This window comes from Pseudomonas sp. BIGb0164 (genome assembly GCF_024810135.1).
GTDB lineage: Bacteria > Pseudomonadota > Gammaproteobacteria > Pseudomonadales > Pseudomonadaceae > Aquipseudomonas.
This window is the reverse complement of the sequence record NZ_JANUEA010000001.1, coordinates 864,363-884,900: the sequence shown is the minus strand read 5'-3', so window position 1 is coordinate 884,900 and position 20,538 is coordinate 864,363. Positions and strand designations below refer to the sequence as shown.

Sequence of the window (20,538 nt, the reverse complement as noted above, 5' to 3'; positions counted from 1 at the left end):
AGGATGTAGATCATGGCGAATAGCGCCACTGCTTCACGCCCAGCGAACCTGCTGGTAGCCCTGCTGATGGGCGCCGGTGTTTTTACCTTGAGCCTGTATGCCAGCAGCGCCAGCGCAGCCTCAATGAGGGCGGCCTGTGTGCAATGCCCATCGGAGACTGCCGATGCGTCCAAATGGGTCAAGAATGGCACGTATCGCCTCGAACCCGTGACTCTGTCGATTGACGATGAGGTCAGAAATGCGGACCCTGACTCGCTTCGCAAAATGACCCGGCTCAAGCCGCGGGCGCTTGGCGCTGATGAAAATGATCCTTTGGTCGATGAAGTCGTCCGCGCGATAGATATCGTCGGTGAAGCCGGTGATGTCGATATATTGAGGGCGCAGTGGCCCGAGCTGACGCGCCGATCGCGTTACGCGTACAGTCTTTTCATCAACGAAGGGCAAATAGCCGATTTCTATAACGTCTACGTGCGCGTGGGGCCCAACAAGTATTTGATCGTCATTGGCCGGGATGTGGAGTCCGGGGAGTTCCACGAGCGGCGGGGTGAGGGGTACCTCATCAACCGGCGGGGTACCGAGGGCCATTCCAGGGAGCTTGAGCAGTTTAGAGTTGTCGAGGCCGCAGCAGGCCGCTGACAGATCCTCATGAGCCAGAAATGAAAGTCGCCTCAGGTGCGCGGTTTTCCGCGGTTGTTGTTGTCGTGAGCGGGCTTGCCCCGCGCGGCGATCCATCTCGCGCTGAGGGGCGTCAGGCAGGGTTGCGATGTGTCGAATGGCGCGGCGCGGGGCAGGCCCGCTCACTACAGGCCAGGATTTGGGGCAAAAAAAATCCCGCCTCGAAGGGCGGGATCGGGGACTGTCCGTGAATCAAGCCGGGAACAGTTCGCTCAGCTTCATGGCCAGCATCATGTCGCCTTCAGTGCGCAGTTTGCCGCTCATGAAGGCCTGCATGCCGTCGGTGTCACCGCTGACGATGCCTTCCATGGTTTCGCCGTCGGTGACCAGGGTCACTTGGGCGTCAGGGTTTTCGCCTTCCAGCAGTTCGCAGGTGTTGTTTTTCACCACCAGCGAGAAGTTCTGGGTGTCGTCGATACGGAAACCGAACACCAGGTCCAGGCCGTCGGCAGCGGCTGGGTTGAATTTGGCTTTCATTGCTTCTACAGCTTTGGCTACGTCAGTCATGGTTTCGATCCTTTAGGGTGAGTCCAGTGACCTTGGGGTCACGGTTGGCCGCCATTCATCGGAAGGTGATGAGGTGCGGCGCCTTCAACAGTTGCAAGTGGGTGTGACTGTTGAAGGAAGCCAGTGCCACCTCGCGACCGCGGAATTTCAGCTGGTTGAGCGAGGTGTTAACAATTTGCCAGTTCAGCTCGAACGCCTGGGCAGCCGGCATTCGGGTAATCAGGTGGAGCAGGGCGGTGATGGTGCCGCCGGAAGTAAACACGGCGATCTTCTGCGTATTGTCGGCTGCTTCGAGGATGCGCTGCAGGCCGCCTTGTACGCGTTCCACGAAGCCCAGCCAACTCTCCAGCCCGGGCGGGTCGTAGGTGCCGGCCAGCCAGCGCTCGATGATCAAGGCAAAGATACGTTGGAATTCGCTGCGGTTCTGCGCGGCATTGCGCAGGATATCCAGCGCCTCGGGCTCGGTTGCCAGCAGGTCGGGCAGCAGGGCGCGGATGATCGCATCGGCATCGAATTCGTTGAAGGCGCTGTCGACTTCAAGCGCGGGCACCGGCAGGCCGAGGGCTGCATATTGATCGAAGGCGGCGGTGGCGGTGTGCTGCTGGCGACGCAGGTCACCGGCGACACAGCGGTCGAACGTGAGGCCCAGTTCCGCCAGGTGGCGACCGAGCACTTGCGCTTGTTCCACGCCGGCGGGCGACAGGACGTCATAGTCGTCTGCACCGAAGGAGGCCTGGCCATGTCGAATCAGGTAGATGCTGCCCACGTCCGTTTTCCCGGTACGTTGAAAGTCTGGCGAGGTTATGAGGATGCCGAAGAGCTGTCAATGAAAAAACATACGCTTGTTTTAAAAGCTCGTTAGAGGCCCGTTGCTGGCGGTTTGAGCACTGGCCCGAAGGCAATGCCGTCGGTATGCTGGGGCCATCCGCGCCTGGCGCAGTGCATTTTTTAAGGAGTCATATGGATTTTCTGGCTGAATACGCGAGTTTCCTGGCGAAGACCGTCACCCTGGTGGTCGCCATTCTGGTGGTATTGATCAGCTTCGCGGCCCTGCGCAGCAAAGGCCGTCGCAAATCGGCTGGCCAGTTGCAGGTCAGCAAACTCAATGATTTCTACAAGGGCCTTCGCGAGCGCCTGGAATCGACCTTGCTCGACAAGGACCAACTGAAGGCGCTGCGCAAGGCCGAAAGCAAGACCGAAAAGAAGAGCAGCAAGAAGAAACCCGAGGCCAAGCCACGGGTGTTTGTGCTGGATTTCGACGGCGATATCAAGGCCTCGGCCACCGAGAGCCTGCGCCATGAAATCACCGCCTTGCTGAGCCTGGCCACGCCAAAGGACGAAGTGGTACTGCGCCTGGAAAGCGGCGGCGGCATGGTGCACAGCTATGGCCTGGCCTCTTCGCAGCTGGCGCGCATTCGCCAGGCGGGCGTGCCATTGACCGTGTGCATCGACAAGGTCGCTGCCAGCGGCGGCTACATGATGGCCTGCATCGGCGAGAAGATCATCAGCGCCCCCTTCGCCATCCTGGGTTCCATTGGCGTGGTCGCGCAGTTGCCCAACGTCAACCGCCTGCTGAAAAAACACGACATCGACTTCGAAGTACTGACGGCCGGCGAGTACAAGCGCACCCTCACGGTGTTTGGCGAAAACACCGAGAAGGGCCGGGAGAAGTTCCAGGAAGACCTGGACATCACCCACCAACTGTTCAAGAACTTCGTGTCGCGCTATCGCCCGCAACTGGCGATCGATGAGGTGGCGACCGGCGAAGTGTGGCTGGGTGTTGCAGCCCTCGATAAACAATTGATCGATGAGCTGCAGACCAGCGACGAATACCTGGCCACCAAGGCCAAGACCGCTGACGTGTTCCACCTGCACTATGCCGAGCGCAAAAGCCTGCAGGAGCGCGTAGGCCTGGCTGCCAGCGGTTCGGTGGACCGCGTGTTGCTGACCTGGTGGAGCCGCTTGACCCAGCAGCGCTTCTGGTAACCCGGTCCAGCATGTAAATGCTCCCCTGTAGGAGTCCGGCTTGCCGGCGATGGCGTCCCTGAGACCGCCATCGTCGGCAAGCCGGGCTCCTACAGTTTTTGTGTGGTCAGCACGAGAGCGGGAGGAATCGGATTTCGCATCAACGTTCCCACCACCAGCGCCCCCAGCAACCCCAACACGCCCGCCAGCCACAACACCCCGCTGAAGCCTCCCACAAACGCCTGCCGCGCCAGCGGTTGCACCACCGCCCGAGCCGACTCCGGCAACAGCGCCATGGCTGCCGGCATATCGCCTGCCACCACCCGCGACGCAATACCGGCCACCTGCGCCTGCCACTGAGCCTCCACGCTCGCCCCCAGCAATTGCTCGCTGTGGCTGCTCAACAACGCGCCATACACACCAATCGCCAGCATGATCGCGCTGAAGCGCATGGTCGTACTCATGCCCGACGCCATGCCGGCACGGTCGCGGGGTACGCAGGCCATGATGTTCTTCTGGGTGTCGCCATTGAGTAGGCCCGCACCGGCCCCCGTCACGGCAATCGCCAGGGCAAAGGGCAGGTAGCCGCCCACATTGACCGCCCAGGCGCTCAGCAGATTGCCGCCGCCCACCAGGGTCAAGCCGGTCGCCATCATCGTCGCCGGCGCAAAACGCCCGGCCAGGCGCGCGCCGATGCGGGGGCAAATCAGCATGGTCAGGGCAAAGGGCAGCATGCCCAGGCCCGAGGCAATCGCGGAAAAGCCCAGGCCGTTCTGCAGGTAGAACGGCAGCAGCGTCATCATCACCTGGGCGCACCCGGCGTAAGCAAACATGCCGAGCAGCGCGCCGATGAAACGTGGGTGACGAAACAGCTGCAAGTCGACCATGGGGCGCCGCTGCATGCGTTCGACCCGCACAAACACCCCCAGCAGCAGCGCGCCACCGATGAGCCGCGCATAGGTCAACGGGTTGTCCCAGCCAATACGGTTAGCCTCGATCAAGCCCCAGATCAGGCACAACAGGCTCGCGCTGAATGCCAGGCTGCCCCATGGGTCCAGTCGCGCCGCCTGGGTATCCCGCGATTCGGGAATGGCGCGCAGCACCAGCAGCATCAACCCGAGGCCTACCGGCAGGTTGAGGTAGAAGATCCAGCGCCAGCCCAGGTACTGCGTGATCACGCCACCCAGGGTCGGCGCGGCGGTCATCGCCACGCCCATGCAGGCGCCCCAAAACGCCCAGGCCTTGGCCCGCTCCACTTCATCGTGAAAGGTGTGGCCGATGGAGGCCAGCGCGGAGGTCAGCAACAGCGCTGCGCCTACACCTTTGACGGCGCGGGCGATGTCGAGGAACAGCGCGTTCGGCGCCGCCCCGCAGCCCAGTGAGGCCAGGATGAAAATACCCAGGCCCCACACCAGCGAACGCTTGCGACCAAAACGATCGGCCAGGCTGCCAGCCGGCAGCAGCAAGGCCGCGAAGGCCAGCATGTAGGCACTGACTACCCATTCGATATCGGCGAAATTGGCGCCCAAATCGCGGGCGATACTCGGCAGGGTCACCGCGACAATATTGGTGTCGAGCACGATCAGCGAACAGACGCCGGAGGCCGTGAGCAGGGTCAAACGCGGGCTGACCCTGTTCATGATGAAATTACCTTGCAGGTAACATGGAAATGACGGTTGACGATCATCGCAAGGGCTCTCTAATGTTCAGGTAGCACGAGCTTATCCCCGGCGGCGCAGACCTTTGTTAGCTGGCGTGGAGCACTTCATTACCTTTGAGCTAATCCTGCGATGGAAATCCGCCATTTCCGCTACTTCCTGGCTGTCGCCCGGCAACGTAATTTCACCCGGGCCGCCGAGCAACTGGGCATCGCGCCGCCGACCTTGAGCCGGCAGATCCAGGACATGGAAGAAAGCCTGGGCACACGCTTGTTCATTCGCCAGCAACGCGAAGTCAGCCTCACCGAGGCCGGCGCGGCGTTATTGATCGAGGCGCAAGCCACCGTGCGCCAGTTCGAATTCGCCCAACGCAATGCCCAGCGCGCCGGACGCGGCGAAATCGGCCATATCGAATTGGGCTACGTGGCCTCGGCGGTGTATTCCGGGCTGCTGCAAAAGCAGATGCAAGCGTTCAGCCAGGCGTTTCCCGATGTGAGTGTGAACGTGCGTGAATGCGCGATGGCGACGTTGCCCGGTGCCGTGGCGGATGGGCGCTGCGACATTGGCTACATCCGTTCACCCATGACCCTGCCCGAGGGCGTCGAGGCCGTGCGTCTGGACAGCGAAGGCTTCGTGCTCGCCTTGCCCCAGGGCTCCTGGCTGCTGGGGTTGAAAGCCATCACCTGCGAACACCTGCAAAACGAGACCTTCATCTTGCCGGAGCAGATCAGCGGCACCCTGCACGTGGCCGCCCAGGGCGGTTTTGCACCGCGTTTGGGGCCGCAGCCGGGCGGGTTGGTCGCCGTGGTGGCGCTGGTTTCGCTGGGGCAGGGCGTGGCGGTGGTGCCCGCGTCGATGGTGGGGCATGTGAGCCTGCCGGGCGTGGTGTACCGCAGCATCCAGGGCAATGACGCGTCGTCGTGGCTGTCGCTGATTCACCGGCGCTTCGAGAAAGCGCCGGCGGTGGCGCGGTATATCCAGCAGGTCAAGCACTCAGCCGGGGCTGCACCGAGTCCGCCAGTCGAGTAAGGATCAGGCAGCACGACACCGCCCCTGCATCCAGCACCCCCAGTGAGCGCTCGCCCAGGCGACTGGCGCGGCCGATTTTTGCCACCAGGTCCTTGGTGGAGTCGCGCCCCTGGGAGGCGGCGGTTTTCATCGCCTCCAGTGCGTCGTTGAACGAGGCCCCGCTGGCGTGGGCGCGTTCGAAGGCTTCCACGGCTGGGATCAGCGTGTCCATCAGGCACTTGTCGCCCACACCCGCGTCGGTGATGTCCTGCAGCGAGGTCAGGCCGCCGCGCAGCAAGTGCGCAAAGGTCGCCGCGTCGATCTCATCACTGGCGCGTACCTCGTCGGCCATGCCGATGAACAGGCTGCCATACAGCGGGCCCATGGAACCGCCGATACCTTCCATCAGGCTCAGGGTCAGTTCGTCGAGGGCTTCGGCGAGTGTCAGTTGACGACCTTCGATGGTGCGGCCGCAATGGGCGAAGCCCTTGGCCATGTTGATGCCGTGGTCGCCGTCGCCAATCGCGCCGTCGACTTCGCTGAGGTATTCACGGTTGGCCACGATCACGCTGACCAGGTCGGCGACAATGGCGCTGCCGTCACGGGTGGAAAAATGTTGGCTCATGGTTCACTCCGCCTGGGTCATGCCGATGGAGCGGCAGGGTTGATCGATCAGGGTTGTCAGCTCGGCATCAAGGCCGAGCAGGGTCAGGGTCACGCCCATCATTTCCAGGGAGGTGAAGTAGTTGCCGACGTAGCAACGGTGGATCTTCAAGCCCTTGGCCTTCAACTGACGTTCCACTTCGGCGTAGAAAATGTACAGCTCCATGACCGGCGTCGCGCCCAGGCCCGAGACCAGCACCACCACGCTGTCGTCGCTACTGAAGTCGCGGTCGGCGAGGATCGGCGCGAGCATGCGTTCGGCCATGGCGGCGGCGGATTCGATGGGGATCACTTCAATGCCCGGTTCGCCATGGTGGCCGATACCCAGTTCCATCTGGCCATCCGGGATCTGGAAGTTCGGCTTGCCCACCGCGGCAATGGTGCAGGGCGTGAGGCCAATGCCGATGGAGCGGCAGTTGTCGACGGTTTTCTGCGCCACGCGAATCACGCCGTCGAGGTCGTAGTGCTGGGCGGCCGCCGCCCCGCCGATCTTCCACATGAAGATCTCCCCGGCCACGCCACGGCGCTTGGCTATGTCGGCCTTGGGCGCGGAGGCCACGTCGTCGTTGGCGACCACGGTGCGGATGCGCATGTCTTTGCTGGCGGCCATTTTCATCGCCAGCTTCACGTTCATGTTGTCGCCGGCATAGTTGCCGTACAGGCAGGCCACGCCCGCGCCATGGTCGGCGGCGCGGAAGGCATCGAAAAAGCTCTTGGCGGTGGGCGAGGAGAAAATCTCGCCGACCGCCACGGCGTCCACCAGGCCCGGGCCGACGTAGCCAAGGAACGCCGGCTCATGGCCCGAGCCGCCACCGGTGACGATACCGACGCGGCCAGCGGCCGATGGCCTGGCCTTGGTGATGACCCGAGGGTTGGCCTCGTATTGGCGCAGCTCGGGGTGCGCGACCAGGATGCCGCGCAGCATGTCCTCGACCACTTGGTCCGGATCGTTGATGACTCGATTCATAACGCGGGTTCCTGTTCTTGTTTTTAAAGGGCAACAACAATCAACTGTGGGAGCTGGCTTGCCTGCGATGGCGGTGTCTCAAATACAGGTTTGCAAACTGACACTCCGCTATCGCAGGCAAGCCAGCTCCCACAGGATTATGTGCGTTGTAGGCGTCAGGGTTGCAGCACGACCTTGAGCGACTTGTCCCCACGCTCCATCACTGCAAACGCTTCCTTGAAGTCCGCCAGTGCAAATGTATGCGTCACCACGTCGCGCATGTCGATCTTGCGGTTGCCGATAAAGTCGATGGCACGCGGGTACATGTATGGCCCCAGGTGCGAGCCGAGTATGTCCAGTTCCTTGCGGTCGCCGATGATCGACCAATCTACCGTGGCCTCGTCATTGAAGACGCTGAATTCGACGAAACGCCCCAGCTTGCGCAGCATCGCCAGGCCCTGGTTCACCGCCTTGTGGTGCCCGGTGGCCTCGATGTAGATGTCGCAGCCGTAACCGTCGGTGAGCTCGCGGATCCTGGCCAGCACATCCACCTCGGCCGGGTTCCACACTTCGTCGGCGCCCAGGCGCAGGGCGAGGGCGGCGCGCTCGGGTTTCATGTCCAGCACGATGAGCTTTTTCGGATTGCGCAGGCGCACCGCGCCGATGATGCCCAGGCCCAGTGTGCCGGCACCGGCGACCACCACGACGTCGTCATGGTCGACATTGGCGCGCTCTGCCGCGTGCAGCGAGCAGGCCAGGGGCTCGATCAGGATCGCTTCGTCCGGGGCGATGGACTCCGGCACTTTGTGGACGATGCCTTCCTTGGTGAAGATCATGTACTGGGCCATGGCACCCTGCACATTGTTCTGGAAGCCATAAAGGTCGTGTTTCTGACACATCCAGTACTGGCCGTGATTGCAGAAGCGGCAGCCCCAGCACGGCACGATCTGCTCCGAGATCACTCGGTCGCCCACCGCCACGCCGCGCTTTTCCGCGCCTGGGCCCAAGGCAACCACGCGGCAGACGAATTCATGCCCGGGGATCATCGGCGGCTTCACGTAGCGCGGTTGCTCGGCATCGCCCCAGAACGACGGCGCGCCGCGATAGGTCTTGATGTCGCCCATGCAGATACCGCACAGCTCGACCTTGGTGAGGATCTCGTCCGGGCCGGGCGTGGGCACGTCGACGGTTTCCAGGCGGTAGTCTTCCGGGCCATGGCAGACCACGGCCTGCATGGTTTTCGGGATGACCGGGGACAGGTGTTCAGGTGTGCGTTCGGTGACGGTGGACATGACAAAACCTCACGACAAAAAAATGAATTACTGAATGCTGTAGCCGCCGTCGATCACCATGTTGGCGCCGGTGATCATTTGCGCGGCGTCGCTGAGCAGGTACAACGCCAGCCCGGCGATTTCTTCCGGCTGGGCAAAGCGGCCGGCGGGGATCTGCAACTTGGCCTTTTCACCCACTTCACCGGCCCAGGCTTTCTTGCCCAGGGCGGTCTCGACGATAGTGGGGGAGATGGCGTTGACGTTGATCTGTGGCGCCCACTCCATGGCCAGGACCTTGGTCATGCCGACGATGGCGGCCTTGCTGGCGCAATAGGCGACGTGACGGTCCAGGCCGATCACGGCGGCCTGGGAGGCGAGGTTGACGATGCGCCCGCCACCGTTGGCGAGCATGTGCCGGGCGCACGCCTGGGCGACGAAGAAGCTGGCCTTGAGGTTGATGTCCAGGGTGGTGTCCCAGGCGCTTTCGCCGACATCGATGGCTTTGTCCAGCAGCACCACGCCGGCGCTGTTGATCAGGTAGTCCAGGCGCTGGAAGTGTTCAAATACGCGGTCGACCGTGTGCTGTATCTGGCCGATCTGGCCGAGGTCGACGGCAATGCCCAGGTGCCCGGCACCAAGGCTGGCGGCCACTTCGACCACGGCGGGGTCGCGGTCGAGCAGGGCCACGCGTGCGCCGCGCTCAGCCAGCAGGCTGGCGCAGGCCAGGCCGATCCCGGCGGCGCCGCCGGTAATCACCGCGCAACGGCCGGTGAGGTCGAAGGCTTGGTTCCAGAAACCAGACATGAATGACTCCTCTTTCAAAAGCACTGAAGATCCAATGTGGGAGCTGGCTTGCCTGCGATGCAGGCACCTCGGTGTGTCAGTTACACCCGGTTGATGCCATCGCAGCGGTGCGGCGATCCGACAAGCCAGCTCCCACACTTGACCCTATTTCAAGTCAATACCTACTTACCGCCGCTGACTTGTTTGTACAGCGCATCGGCATTGGCATTGGTGACTGGCACCCACGGCAGGATGTAGTTCTTCGCCGTGCCGTCCCCCCATTTCACGTCCTTGCCATACCGCTCCCAGATCACCGACTGCGGCTTGTAGTCCTTGCCCGCCAACGCCCGCAGTGCCACATCCAGTGCGCCCTGGGATTGGGCCTGGGCGTCTTGCAGGAAGGTGGTGACCTCGTCTTTCTTCGCCGCCTGGATCGCATCCGGCATGCCGTCGATGGAGGTCACCGGCACGTCCTTGGAGGTCAGCCCGTGGGACTTGAGGGCCTGCACCGCGCCGAGGGCCATGTCATCGTTCTGCGCAATCACCCCGTTGATGCCCTTGGGGTGTGCGTTCAGCCAGTCTTCGGTGAGGGTCAGGGCTTGGGCGCGGTCCCAGTTGGCGGTTTTCTTTTCGATGATCTTGATGTCCGGGTGCTTGCCCAGTACTTCCAGCTCGCCTTTTTCCCGGTCGATCTGCGCCGATTGGCCAATCGGGCCCTGGATGATCACCACATTGCCCTTGCCATTGAGCTTGTCGACCATGGCCTGGGCCTGCAGGCGGCCGCCCTCCACGTCATCGTTGCCCACGTAAGGCACGGCGGCATCGGCTACTTTCGTATTGGAGGCGATGACCACCACGTCGTTGCTCATGGCTTGCTTGACGGTGCCCACGCCGGCCTTGGTGTCGATGGGCACGAAGAGGATGGCGTCGTAGTGCTGGGTCACCATGTTTTCAATCTGGTTGTTCTGGGTCAGGGCGTCGTAGTTGCCGTCGAACACGGTCAATTGCACGGTGCCGTCCTTGACCGCCGGGTGTTCCTTGAGCTCGCGGACCCAGTTCTGCATGAACTGGCCCTTGAGGCCGTAGACGGCGGCGCCGATCTTGTAAGTCTTGCCGTCGGCGGCGAAGGCGATACTGCTGGCGAGCAGGGTGAGGGTCGCCGCGGCGGCCAAAGTGGTACCAAGTTTCATGAGTAGAACTCCGGTTATTGTTGTGGGTCGTTCTCTAGCGTTTTTTCTTGCGCCACACGTCGATCAGTACTGCGAACACGATGATCAGGCCCTTGGCGACCTGCTGGTAATAAGAGGACACCCCGAGCAGGTTCAGCCCGTTGTTGATCACACCGATCAGCAACGCGCCAAACAGCGTGCCGACAATGCTGCCGGTGCCACCCGAGAGGCTGGTGCCGCCGATCACCACGGCGGCGATGGCGTCCAGCTCATACGAGACCCCGGCCTGGGGCAGGGCAGAGGTGGTGCGGGCCGAGAGCACCACACCGGCCAATCCGGCGAGCAGGCCCGAAACCACGTACACCGAAAACATCACCTTGCGCACACCGATGCCGGAGGTGCGCGCGCTCTTTTCATTGCCGCCCACCGCGTACACGTAGCGCCCGTAAGTGGTGTAGCGCAGCACCATCCAGAAGATCAGTGCGACCACGGCGAAGATCACGATCGGCACGCCAATCGGGCCGATTTTGCCGATACCCAGCGCCAGGTAGGCGTCGGGCAGGTCAGTGATCGGGCTGCCGTCGTTGAGAATGAAGGTCATGCCCCGCGCGATGCTGAGCATGCCCAGGGTGGCCACGAAGGGCGGGATCGACAGGTTGGCGACCATGAAGCCGTTGACCACGCCGAGCATCGCACCGGCAAACATTCCCGCGCTGACCGCCGCCAGCAGGCCGTAGCCCTGGGTCGCGACCATGGCGCTGCACAGCCCGGCGAAGGCCAGGATCGAGCCCACCGACAGGTCGATGCCCTTGGTCAGGATCACGTAGGTCATGCCCACGGCGAGGATGCCGTTGATCGAGGTCTGGCGCAGGATGTCCATCCAGTTGCGCCAGGTCATGAAGTATTCGCTGGAGAACGCCATCACCACGCACAACAGGATAAACACCAGCGGCAGGCCGAAGCGGTCGAGGGACAGGCGCAGGCGGTTGCGCGGCGGGGCAGTGATGGGGGCGGTAATGGAGGTTTTGGCATTCATGAGGCAAGACTCAACAAGGCTTCCTGGGAAAGGGCGGTGTCGGTGCTGATGGTCACCAGCCGGCCGCCCTTGAATACGGCGATGCGATCACTCAGGTGCAGCAGTTCCGGGGCTTCCGACGACACCACGATGGCGGCACCACCGGCCCGCACGAACTGGTCGAGCAGGTGATAGATCTCCTGCTTGGCGCCTTCGTCGATGCCACGGGTCGGCTCATCGCAGAGCAGGCACACCGGCTCGGTGGACAGGCATTTGGCGAGCACCACTTTCTGCTGGTTGCCACCGCTCATGGAGGCCACCGGCAGTTCCAGGGAGGAGGTCTTGATCTGCAGGCGCTTGACCATGTCTTCGGCCAGCCGTGCTTCTTTGCGTGCATTGATCAGCGACCAGCTCGACAGGCGCTTGTAGGCCGACAGCGCGATGTTGGAAAGAATGCTGCCGGTGAGCACCAGGCCGCTGTCCTTGCGGTCTTCGGTCACCAGGGACATGCCGGCGTCAATCGTGGCCTTGGGCAACCCCACCGGCATGGGTTTGCCTTGCAGGGTCACGCTGCCCGAATCGGCGACGGTCAGGCCGTAGATGCAGTTGAGGAATTCGCTGCGCCCCGAGCCCATCAGGCCATAGATGCCGAGGATCTCGCCCTGGCGCAGTTGCAGGCTGATGTCGTGGAATTCGCCGGCGCGGCTCAGGTTATCGACCTGCAGGCAGGTGCTGGCAGCGCATTCGCGGCCGACCTTGTGGTCGATGCGCGCCAGTTCCTGGCCGACGATGCCGCGCACCAGGTGGTTGCGGTCGATGTCGGCCATGCGTCCGCTTTCCACAAAGGCGCCATCGCGGAAGATGCTGTAGTCGTCGGCTATCTGCGCCAGTTCGCTCAAGCGGTGCGACACGTACACAATACCGGCGCCACGGGCGGTGAGGCGGCGGATCGCCTTGAACAGGGTCTCCACTTCGCGTTCGCCAATGGCCGAGGTGGGCTCGTCCATGATCATCACCTGGCAGTCGTGGCTGAACGCTTTGGCGATTTCCACCAGTTGCATCTGCGCCACGCTCAGGCGGTGCATGGGGCTGGTGGCGTCCACGTCGAATTCGAGTCTTTCGAGCAGCTCACGGGTGCGGCGGTTGAGGGTCTTGTTGTCGACGATGCAGCCGGCGCGGCGCGGTTCGCGGCCCAGCCAGATGTTTTCGGCGACGGTCATGTGGGGGATGGGTTCCAGTTCCTGGGTGATCATCGCGATCCCCGCCGCGAGGGCTTCACTGGGGCGGTTGAACTGGACGGGTGCGCCATTGAGCAAAAGGGTTCCGGCGTCGCGCTGGGTAATGCCCATCAGGATGCTCAGGAACGTCGACTTGCCCGCGCCATTGCCTCCGCACAACGCATGCACGCTGCCGGCCCGCAATGAGAGGCGCCCGTCACGTAGGGCGGGCACCCCGGCGTAAGCCTTGGCGACGTGTTCAGCCTGGAGCAGTAATGGCGTGGCCATCGGCGTGTCCTCGTGCTGTGAATTCTTATTAGGTGCACAGTCGTGTTGCCCTGTGAGCATATGTGTATCAAATGAAATTCTGATCAGTCAATCTCTTTCACTGAAAAGGTGTAAATGTCATTTTCATGGTCATTAAGCGCTTTATATGGGGCTTTGACTGGCGAGTCAGTTAAAACTCGCTTGACAGAAGGGGGTGATTGCTTGCGAAATGAATGAGCGAAATTTCACTGAATGATCATTTGATCAGTCAAAAGCAGATCACGGCAGCGGAGCCAGACGCCATGAACACACCTTTCCCGGTGGCTATCGGATGCGACGAAGCGGGTTTTGAGCTCAAAGAGCTGTTGAAGCGCCATATCGAGGCCCTGGGTTACCCGGTGACCGACTTCGGCACCCATTCCACTGCGCCGGTGCTCTACCCGGACATCGCCCTGGCGGTTGCCACCGCCATCAATGCCGGGCAGCAACGCCTGGGGGTGCTGGTGTGCGGCACCGGCATCGGCATGGCGATCTCGGCCAACAAGGTCCTGGGAATCCGTGCGGCCCAGGCCCATGACACCTATTCGGCCGAGCGTGCGCGCAAGAGCAACGATGCGCAGATCCTGTCCATCGGCGCGCGGGTGATCGGCGCAGAGCTGGCCAAAAGCATCGTCAAGGCGTTCCTGGAGTCGGAGTTCGAGGCGGCGCGTTCCGGGGCCAAGGTCGAGCGCATCAATGCCATCGAGCGCGATGGGCATCAGTAGTGGACGGAACGGGGCAAGAGTCGGGAGAATGTGCCTTTGACGCCGAAACGGAAGCCCGTCCCCATGAGTGACAGTACCCAGCGCATTGCCAGCGATATCGATCAAATGACCGAAGTGGCGATGCTCTATTACCTTGAGAACGTCACTCAGGAAGCCATCGCCAAGCGCTTCGACCTGTCGCGGGCGAAAGTCAGCCGCTTGCTCAAGCGCGCGCGTGATGAAGGGATCGTCGAGGTGCGCGTGTTGCAGCACCCGGCCATGAACAATGAGCTGGAGCAGGCCTTGGTGCAGCGCTTCAAGCTGGACCGCGCCCTGATTGCCGTCGACCACAGTGACCCCGACACCCAGCGTTCGGCCGTCGCCAGCCTGGTGGCCAACTACCTGAACAAGACCCTCGGCGACGGCATGATCGTCGCGGTGGGCATGGGTCGCAACGTCGGCGCGGTGGCCGACAACGTGTTCCTTCCGGTGACGCGCAATTGCACATTTGTGTGTGCCATCGGCGGTTCGCTCAAGGCCGGCGAGTACATGAATCCAGACCACATCTGCCGGCGCCTGGCGCTGCGTTTCGGCGGCGAAAGTGAAAGCCTGTATGCCCCGGCCCTGGTGGCGAACCCGGAACTGCGCGGGGTGCTGATCAATAACGACACGGTACGCTCCACGCTGGATCGGGCACGGCGCGCGGACATTGCGCTGATCGGCATCGGCGACATGAGCGAGAACAGCAACATGGTGCGCATGGGCTGGTTCTCGCCCCAGGAAATCGCCCAGGCGCGGCTGTCCGGCACAGTGGGTGACATGATGGGCTATGACTTCATCGACATCCACGGGCAGCCGGCGGTCAACGCGATCCAGGGGCGGGTGATCGGCCTGACGGTGCAGGAGCTGTTTCGCATCCCCGACGTGGTGGCGATTGCCAGCGAGAACACCAAGGCGGCGGCGACCCTGGGCGCATTGCGCTCGGGGGTGATCAATACGTTGGCCACCACGGTGACTAATGCTCACACGATTTTGGCGCTGGACGACGCGACGCGAAAAACCTGAATCAGCACAGATTAAAATGTGGGAGCGGGCTTGCTCGCGAATACGGTGCATCAGTTAATCTATAGGTCGACTGACACACCGTATTCGCGAGCAAGCCCGCTCCCACACTGGTTTTGTATGTGCTTGAAGTACAGATCTTGTAATAGTTTTGCGTTGTAGGAAATTTGTGTTTCGACTGTACGATTCAAGTCCTTTTGTCATTTCAGGACTTGCATGAACACCCTCTCGGAGCCTCCCAGTCGTCTTTCCCCAAGGCATCCACTGCCGCTGTTCCCGCTCAAGCACCCCGTATTCCGCCTGCTAACCTTGTCCCGGTCCACTGATCGCGCATTGCCGTGCCCGGCATTCTGAACACCTTGAACACAGAGATTCTATAAATGGAATGGTTAGCGGATCCAACGGCCTGGCTCGGCCTGTTGACCTTGATTGTGCTGGAACTGGTGCTGGGCATCGACAACCTGGTGTTTATCGCGATCCTGGCGGACAAACTGCCGCCGGAGCAGCGTGATCGTGCGCGGTTGATTGGTTTGTCCCTGGCACTGCTGATGCGCCTGGGCCTGTTGGCGAGTATTTCCTGGTTGGTGACCCTCACGCAGCCACTGTTCGAGGTGTTCGACAAAAGCTTCTCCGGCCGTGACTTGATCATGTTGTTTGGTGGTGTGTTCTTGCTGTTCAAGGCCACCATGGAATTGCACGAACGTCTTGAGGGCCATGTGGCCCAGCGTTCGGGCAATGTGGCCTATGCGATGTTCTGGCCGATCGTGGCGCAGATCGTGGTGCTCGACGCGGTGTTCTCCCTTGACGCGGTGATTACCGCCGTGGGCATGGTGGACGAGTTGGCGGTGATGATGATCGCGGTGATCGTGTCCATCGGCCTGATGATCGTGGCGAGCAAGCCGCTGACCCGTTTCGTCAACGCCCACCCGACGGTGATCATGCTGTGCCTGGGCTTCTTGATGATGATCGGTTTTGCCCTGACCGCTGAAGGCCTGGGCTTCCATATTCCGAAAGGCTACCTGTATGCGGCCATTGGTTTCTCGATCCTGATCGAAGGCTTCAACCAGCTTGCTCGCGCCCGCCGCAAGAAATCCGCGCAAGGCGTATTGCCCGTGCGCGAGCGTACCGCCCATGCGGTGATGCGCTTGCTGGGCGGCCGCAGCCTGGCGGTGGAAGAGGTGGGTGAAGACGTGGCCGACCTGCTCGGCGAGCCGGATGCTGCGCAAGGCCCGCTGTTCGACCGACGTGAACGCGTGATGATCAGTGGTGTGCTGCAACTGGCCGAACGGCCGATCCGCACGCTGATGACGCCGCGGGCCAAGGTCGACTCTATTGATCTGGCTGACGATCCGGAGACGATCCGACGCAAATTAATGCACTCGTCCTACTCGCGATTGCCGCTGATCCGCAACGGTGCCGTGGACGAGCCCTTGGGCTTCGTGCACAAAAAAGAGTTGCTCAAGGAATACCTGGCCGGCAACGAGCCGAACCTGGAGCACCTGGCACGTCGTGCGGTCAACCTGCTGGAGAGTTTCTCGGTGCTCAACGCCCTGGAGCAGATGCGCCAGGAATCCACCCACATCGCCTTCGTGATCAACGAATTCGGTGACTTCATGGGCGTGTTGAGCATGACTGACATCCTCGAATCCATCGCCGGTGAGTTGCCCGATGCCAGCGAAATCGAAGGCCCGGACATGGTTGAGGAGGGTGAAGGTTTTCGTGCCAACGGTGCCTTGACCCTCAACCAAGTGCGTCAGCGCACTGGCTTCCAGGCCGTGGCGACCGAGGACTACCAGACCCTGGCCGGCCTGGTGATGAGCTTGTTGGACCGCCTGCCGGTGGTGGGCGACAGCCTGGTGCATGAGGGCTGGCGCCTGACCGTAGCGGCGGTGGAAGAACGACGCGTAACCCAGGTGCTCATGACGCGTGAAACGTAAATCGATCCTTGCCCTCATGCTTTGAAATATAGAGCGCCTGATCAGCCTTGATCAGCGCCTGGTTCAATGTCTCACCGTCCTCCACCCGGGCCAGGCCGATGCTGATGGTCACCGGGGGTTGGGTCGGTTGCTCGCGCACGCGCTGGCAGAGCAGGGTGGCCAGTTGCTCGACGTCGCTTTTGCGCACGCCGGCCAGGTAGATGCCAAATTCTTCGCCGCCGAGGCGGGCGTAGTCGTAGTCGACCATCACCGCCTTGATGTCCTGGGCTACGCGCTTGAGCACTTCATCGCCGATGTCGTGGCCGTACACGTCGTTCACTTTCTTGAAGTTGTCGATGTCGATCATCGCCAGGTAGTGATCGTGGGTCTTGGGCTGCTGGCTGAGTTTCTTGCCGGCGCTGGTCATGAACGAACGGCGGTTGGGAATTTCAGTGAGGGTGTCCAGGTAGGCCTGGTCCAGCAGCAGCCTGGACATGATGAAGTTGTGCAGCTTGGCCTGGCGCAGTTTCAGGAAGCTGTAGAGCGTCAGGAAGGTCAGAAACACCGAATAGAACGTCACCAGGGCGCCGCGCACTTCCAACAGGGAAAGGTGGGCCAGGTAAAACGGATTGAGCAACGCCCAGGTGATCAGCATTGTCGTGACAAACGACCAATGCTTGAGCGGTAGCACCGATGCGCTGTAAAGGATGCTCGACGCTGCCAGGATCAACCAGCTGGGGTGCAGGTCCATTGGCAAACCTTCGATCAGCAGGCGCGTGCCGAGGGCGATGATGGCGACGAATACCAGGTTGATCCACTGGAAGTGCTGGGCGTTGCGGGTAAATCCCAGGGTAATGGTGTTGATGGTCAGCAGTGCCAGAAACAGCATCGAAAGCCCGGTAAAACCCTGGCCCCCCGGAAAGCTGACGATCAGGTCGAAGACCAGCCAGATGCAGATGCTGGCGATATAGATCAGCAGGCAGAAGGGCTTGAGTCGCTCGAAATCATGCTGGGCGAACTCGAGTTGCAGGGCGGGCGAGGGGTGTTTCTTGAGGACTTCGGCTTCAATGGTCTTGAACATTGCTGACCCTGGATCGGCTGAGACGGCATTGAGCAGCGTAGACGCTGGCCGGGGTCTCGCCAATCCAAGACTGGTCAGGCGTGCCCGCCAAATGCCTGCAAGAGCGTCCGGTCGCTGATTCCTTCAAATGTCTTCATCAGGTTGCGGTTTTGATAGATCAATAGCGTTGGAACGCGTTCGACATTCGGATGGCGGGGCGTATTTGCACAGTCGAGGATCAATGTTCATTGGCGTGCTCCATGCGGCAACTGGGCTAATGGGGGAAGCACTGATCGTCTACTGTCAACCTTCACAGGTTGTGGCGCTCACGCGTCCTTGTCGCGCTCGATGCGTTCACGCGCCTTGCGGGCCTGGCTTGCACACTTCCTGTATTCCTCATTGTCACGAGAGGCCTTGGCCCGGCGGTAGCCGTGGTGGTTCTGACTGGTGTAGTCGGTGCTGAAGGCATCCTTGAGCTTGCGCAGCTCTTCCTTGCATTCGCGGCGGTCTTTGCTGGCCGACGCATTGCCTGCCACGAGAAGGGACAGCACCAGCAGGGTAACGCCGAATTTCATCAAAGCAGGTTCCTCATCTAATCGTTCCCTGTAGGAGCCGGCTTGCCGGCGAAAAACGTCCAGACACCGCGTTAAGCCTGATGGCCTGCGTCATCGTTAACGACCATCGCCGCAGTGCGACGATTCGACAAGCCGGCTACTACAGAAGTGGTGTGTTCAATTTGCCTTGAGGCTAGCGCAATGCGTCGATTTTTCCACGCATGCCGGTGCACTGAGATCGTGCGCGGTAACACCGTTGTGGCGCACTCGTTTGGGGCTGTCACCGAGGCGTGGGGCCTCTGGTAGCAATCGGTTGCGCGGTGCTGGCGTAACGCCTTGTTTGGTGAAGATATTTATCTCACTGATTTATATGGAATTTATCCCTGAGATATTTTTCTGTTACGGCGTGTGGCACACTTTCTGCTGTCTATTCCGTTGTTACATACTAAGTTCCGGTATAGCGGAATACACAACTCCTGGAGTGCTTGTCATGCATCACCGACCTTCCGTGTTTAAAGCGTGTGTTTTTCTCTTCGCCGCATCGGCTTCCCTCGCAAGCGTAGTTCAGGCGGCGGACAGCAAGCTCGATGATGTGCTCAAGCGTGGGCACCTGATCGTGGGTACAGGCAGTACCAATGCGCCGTGGCACTTCCAGGGAGCGGATGGCAAGTTGCAGGGTTTTGATATCGACATCGGCCGCATCGTGGCCAAAGGCTTGTTCAACGACCCGAGCAAAGTCGAGTTTGTGGTGCAGTCTTCCGACGCCCGTATTCCCAACCTGCTGACCGACAAGGTCGACATGAGTTGCCAGTTCATCACCGTCACCGCCAGCCGTGCGCAGCAAGTGGCCTTCACCCTGCCGTACTACCGCGAAGGTGTGGGTCTGCTGCTGCCGAACAACAGCAAGTACAAAGAGATCGAAGACCTGCAAGCGGCGGGTGATGGCGTCACCGTGGCCGTGTTGCAGAACGTGTATGCCGAGGAGCTGGTGCACCAGGCCTTGCCTAAAGCCAAGGTCGATCAGTACGACAGCGTCGACCTGATGTACCAGGCCGTGAACTCCGGTCGCGCCGATGCCGCCGCCACCGACCAGTCCTCGGTCAAATACCTGATGGTGCAGAACCCAGGCCGCTACCGCAGCCCGGTCTACGCCTGGAGCCCGCAGACCTATGCGTGCGCCGTCAAGCGTGGCGACCAGGATTGGCTGAACTTCGTCAACACCGCGCTGCATGAAGCCATGACCGGTGTGGAGTTCCCGACCTACAAGGCCTCGTTCAAGCAATGGTTTGGTGTAGACCTGCCGGAACCGGCGATCGGCTTCCCCGTTGAGTTCAAGTAAATCGTAAACGCTGGGGCGTCGCTGACGGCGCCCCATTCAGGTACTGCCCACCATGAACTATCAGTTGAACTTTGCCGCCGTGTGGCGCGACTTCCCCAGCTTGCTGGCGGGGCTCGGCCTGGGCCTGGAGCTGGCGCTGCTGTCCATCGCCATCGGCTGCGTGATCGGCCTGATGATGGCGTTTGCCATGCTGTCCAAGCACCGGGCGCTGCGTGTGCTGGCCTCGGTGTACGTGACGGTGATCCGCAATACGCCGATCCTCGTGCTGATCCTGTTGATCTACTTCGCGTTGCCGTCCCTCGGGATCCGTCTCGACAAAATCCCGTCCTTCATCATTACCCTGTCGTTGTACGCCGGTGCCTACCTCACCGAAGTGTTCCGCGCAGGCTTGCTGAACATCCCCAAGGGGTTGCGTGAAGCCGGGTTGGCCATCGGCCTGGGCGAGTGGCGTATCCGCGCCTACATCACCGTGCCGGTGATGCTGCGCAACGTGTTGCCCGCGCTGTCGAACAACTTCATTTCGCTGTTCAAGGACACCTCCCTGGCCGCTGCCATCGCAGTGCCGGAGCTGACCTATTACGCCCGCAAGATCAACGTCGAAAGCTACCGGGTGATTGAAACCTGGCTGGTCACGACCGCGCTCTACGTGGCTGCCTGTTACCTCATTGCCATGCTGCTCCGTTACTTGGAACAGCGTCTGGCGATCCGTCGTTAAGGAGG

Annotated in this window: 20 protein-coding genes; 8 read left to right on the top strand and 12 right to left on the bottom strand. The window is 61.5% G+C overall.

All coding sequences use genetic code 11. From position 1 onward, the window contains the following. The first annotated feature begins 12 nt into the window (after positions 1-12). On the top strand, positions 13-636 hold the full coding sequence (locus M2394_RS03860; protein ID WP_259171688.1) for a hypothetical protein: 624 nt from the start codon (positions 13-15) through the stop codon (positions 634-636). A 231-nt stretch (positions 637-867) separates the two neighbouring features. Here the strand turns inward: M2394_RS03860 and M2394_RS03855 are convergent, their stop codons facing one another. After that, entirely contained in the window at positions 868-1,182 is a 315-nt protein-coding gene (locus M2394_RS03855; RefSeq protein ID WP_016969749.1) for an SCP2 sterol-binding domain-containing protein, read from the bottom strand. 55 nt (positions 1,183-1,237) lie between these two features. After that, positions 1,238-1,948 carry a histidine phosphatase family protein gene (locus tag M2394_RS03850; RefSeq protein WP_259171687.1) on the bottom strand — a complete coding sequence of 237 codons (711 nt, stop codon included), beginning with the start codon at positions 1,946-1,948 and terminating at the stop codon, positions 1,238-1,240. Between the two features lie 194 nt (positions 1,949-2,142). Between M2394_RS03850 and sohB the strand changes: the two genes are divergently transcribed. Then, a complete protein-coding gene (gene sohB, locus M2394_RS03845; RefSeq protein WP_178922316.1) occupies positions 2,143-3,168 on the top strand; it encodes a protease SohB in 1,026 nt (341 codons plus the stop codon). A gap of 89 nt (positions 3,169-3,257) precedes the next feature. Here sohB and M2394_RS03840 read toward each other — a convergent pair whose 3' ends face one another. Next, complete coding sequence (locus tag M2394_RS03840) at positions 3,258-4,787, bottom strand: MFS transporter (RefSeq protein WP_259171686.1); 1,530 nt, start codon at positions 4,785-4,787, stop codon at positions 3,258-3,260. A gap of 150 nt (positions 4,788-4,937) precedes the next feature. Between M2394_RS03840 and M2394_RS03835 the strand changes: the two genes are divergently transcribed. Beyond that, the gene (locus tag M2394_RS03835) at positions 4,938-5,834 is read left to right on the top strand and encodes a LysR family transcriptional regulator (protein WP_259171685.1); all 897 of its coding nucleotides are present in this window, start codon (positions 4,938-4,940) and stop codon (positions 5,832-5,834) included. On the opposite strand, the gene dhaL is transcribed toward M2394_RS03835, so the two are convergent. The 7 genes from dhaL to M2394_RS03800 all read right to left on the bottom strand — a co-directional run bounded on the left by dhaL (position 5,791) and on the right by M2394_RS03800 (position 13,165). Beyond that, a complete protein-coding gene (gene dhaL / locus M2394_RS03830) occupies positions 5,791-6,438 on the bottom strand; it encodes a dihydroxyacetone kinase subunit DhaL (protein ID WP_259171684.1) in 648 nt (215 codons plus the stop codon). The two genes, M2394_RS03835 and dhaL, sit on opposite strands and share 44 nt — an antisense overlap. 3 nt (positions 6,439-6,441) lie before the next feature. Beyond that, positions 6,442-7,443 (bottom strand): dihydroxyacetone kinase subunit DhaK, encoded by a 1,002-nt coding sequence (locus tag M2394_RS03825; RefSeq protein WP_178922324.1) that lies wholly within the window; start codon positions 7,441-7,443, stop codon positions 6,442-6,444. A gap of 155 nt (positions 7,444-7,598) precedes the next feature. Beyond that, the gene (locus tag M2394_RS03820; RefSeq protein ID WP_259171683.1) at positions 7,599-8,714 is read right to left on the bottom strand and encodes a zinc-binding dehydrogenase; all 1,116 of its coding nucleotides are present in this window, start codon (positions 8,712-8,714) and stop codon (positions 7,599-7,601) included. A 27-nt stretch (positions 8,715-8,741) separates the two neighbouring features. Further along, a complete protein-coding gene (locus tag M2394_RS03815; protein WP_259171682.1) occupies positions 8,742-9,497 on the bottom strand; it encodes an SDR family oxidoreductase in 756 nt (251 codons plus the stop codon). Between the two features lie 161 nt (positions 9,498-9,658). Then, positions 9,659-10,666 carry a substrate-binding domain-containing protein gene (locus tag M2394_RS03810; RefSeq protein ID WP_259171681.1) on the bottom strand — a complete coding sequence of 336 codons (1,008 nt, stop codon included), beginning with the start codon at positions 10,664-10,666 and terminating at the stop codon, positions 9,659-9,661. A 34-nt stretch (positions 10,667-10,700) separates the two neighbouring features. After that, the gene (locus tag M2394_RS03805) at positions 10,701-11,681 is read right to left on the bottom strand and encodes an ABC transporter permease (protein ID WP_259171680.1); all 981 of its coding nucleotides are present in this window, start codon (positions 11,679-11,681) and stop codon (positions 10,701-10,703) included. Next, positions 11,678-13,165, bottom strand: coding sequence for a sugar ABC transporter ATP-binding protein (locus M2394_RS03800; protein WP_259171679.1), 1,488 nt, complete (start codon positions 13,163-13,165; stop codon positions 11,678-11,680). The genes M2394_RS03805 and M2394_RS03800 overlap by 4 nt, the downstream gene beginning before the upstream one ends. A gap of 281 nt (positions 13,166-13,446) precedes the next feature. On the opposite strand from M2394_RS03800, the gene rpiB reads away from it, so the two are divergent. From rpiB to M2394_RS03785, 3 genes are all read left to right on the top strand, one after another. Further along, a complete protein-coding gene (gene rpiB / locus M2394_RS03795; RefSeq protein ID WP_178922335.1) occupies positions 13,447-13,908 on the top strand; it encodes a ribose 5-phosphate isomerase B in 462 nt (153 codons plus the stop codon). A gap of 63 nt (positions 13,909-13,971) precedes the next feature. Beyond that, on the top strand, positions 13,972-14,952 hold the full coding sequence (locus tag M2394_RS03790; protein WP_259171677.1) for a sugar-binding transcriptional regulator: 981 nt from the start codon (positions 13,972-13,974) through the stop codon (positions 14,950-14,952). Between the two features lie 377 nt (positions 14,953-15,329). After that, on the top strand, positions 15,330-16,886 hold the full coding sequence (locus M2394_RS03785; protein WP_178922339.1) for a TerC family protein: 1,557 nt from the start codon (positions 15,330-15,332) through the stop codon (positions 16,884-16,886). On the opposite strand, the gene M2394_RS03780 is transcribed toward M2394_RS03785, so the two are convergent. Then, complete coding sequence (locus M2394_RS03780) at positions 16,867-17,946, bottom strand: GGDEF domain-containing protein (RefSeq protein WP_259171676.1); 1,080 nt, start codon at positions 17,944-17,946, stop codon at positions 16,867-16,869. The two genes, M2394_RS03785 and M2394_RS03780, sit on opposite strands and share 20 nt — an antisense overlap. A 305-nt stretch (positions 17,947-18,251) precedes the next feature. Continuing rightward, positions 18,252-18,500, bottom strand: a complete 249-nt coding sequence (locus M2394_RS03775) for a hypothetical protein (protein ID WP_259171675.1) — start codon at positions 18,498-18,500, stop codon at positions 18,252-18,254. Between the two features lie 469 nt (positions 18,501-18,969). Here M2394_RS03775 and M2394_RS03770 point away from each other — a divergent pair, with 469 nt between their 5' ends. Then, positions 18,970-19,818 (top strand): transporter substrate-binding domain-containing protein, encoded by an 849-nt coding sequence (locus tag M2394_RS03770; RefSeq protein ID WP_178922344.1) that lies wholly within the window; start codon positions 18,970-18,972, stop codon positions 19,816-19,818. A gap of 52 nt (positions 19,819-19,870) precedes the next feature. Next, on the top strand, positions 19,871-20,533 hold the full coding sequence (locus M2394_RS03765) for an amino acid ABC transporter permease (RefSeq protein WP_176995730.1): 663 nt from the start codon (positions 19,871-19,873) through the stop codon (positions 20,531-20,533). Positions 20,534-20,538 lie beyond the last annotated feature (5 nt).

Coding starts and splice junctions, on each gene's coding strand:
- M2394_RS03780 (WP_259171676.1), bottom strand. CDS start 17,946: ATGTTCAAGACCATTGAAGCCGAAGTCCTCAAGAAACACCCCTCGCCC.
- M2394_RS03820 (WP_259171683.1), bottom strand. CDS start 8,714: ATGTCCACCGTCACCGAACGCACACCTGAACACCTGTCCCCGGTCATC.
- M2394_RS03770 (WP_178922344.1), top strand. CDS start 18,970: ATGCATCACCGACCTTCCGTGTTTAAAGCGTGTGTTTTTCTCTTCGCC.
- dhaL (WP_259171684.1), bottom strand. CDS start 6,438: ATGAGCCAACATTTTTCCACCCGTGACGGCAGCGCCATTGTCGCCGAC.
- sohB (WP_178922316.1), top strand. CDS start 2,143: ATGGATTTTCTGGCTGAATACGCGAGTTTCCTGGCGAAGACCGTCACC.
- M2394_RS03775 (WP_259171675.1), bottom strand. CDS start 18,500: ATGAAATTCGGCGTTACCCTGCTGGTGCTGTCCCTTCTCGTGGCAGGC.
- M2394_RS03790 (WP_259171677.1), top strand. CDS start 13,972: ATGAGTGACAGTACCCAGCGCATTGCCAGCGATATCGATCAAATGACC.
- M2394_RS03765 (WP_176995730.1), top strand. CDS start 19,871: ATGAACTATCAGTTGAACTTTGCCGCCGTGTGGCGCGACTTCCCCAGC.
- M2394_RS03860 (WP_259171688.1), top strand. CDS start 13: ATGGCGAATAGCGCCACTGCTTCACGCCCAGCGAACCTGCTGGTAGCC.
- rpiB (WP_178922335.1), top strand. CDS start 13,447: ATGAACACACCTTTCCCGGTGGCTATCGGATGCGACGAAGCGGGTTTT.
- M2394_RS03805 (WP_259171680.1), bottom strand. CDS start 11,681: ATGAATGCCAAAACCTCCATTACCGCCCCCATCACTGCCCCGCCGCGC.
- M2394_RS03785 (WP_178922339.1), top strand. CDS start 15,330: ATGGAATGGTTAGCGGATCCAACGGCCTGGCTCGGCCTGTTGACCTTG.
- M2394_RS03835 (WP_259171685.1), top strand. CDS start 4,938: ATGGAAATCCGCCATTTCCGCTACTTCCTGGCTGTCGCCCGGCAACGT.
- M2394_RS03800 (WP_259171679.1), bottom strand. CDS start 13,165: ATGGCCACGCCATTACTGCTCCAGGCTGAACACGTCGCCAAGGCTTAC.
- M2394_RS03810 (WP_259171681.1), bottom strand. CDS start 10,666: ATGAAACTTGGTACCACTTTGGCCGCCGCGGCGACCCTCACCCTGCTC.
- M2394_RS03840 (WP_259171686.1), bottom strand. CDS start 4,787: ATGAACAGGGTCAGCCCGCGTTTGACCCTGCTCACGGCCTCCGGCGTC.
- M2394_RS03815 (WP_259171682.1), bottom strand. CDS start 9,497: ATGTCTGGTTTCTGGAACCAAGCCTTCGACCTCACCGGCCGTTGCGCG.
- M2394_RS03855 (WP_016969749.1), bottom strand. CDS start 1,182: ATGACTGACGTAGCCAAAGCTGTAGAAGCAATGAAAGCCAAATTCAAC.
- M2394_RS03825 (WP_178922324.1), bottom strand. CDS start 7,443: ATGAATCGAGTCATCAACGATCCGGACCAAGTGGTCGAGGACATGCTG.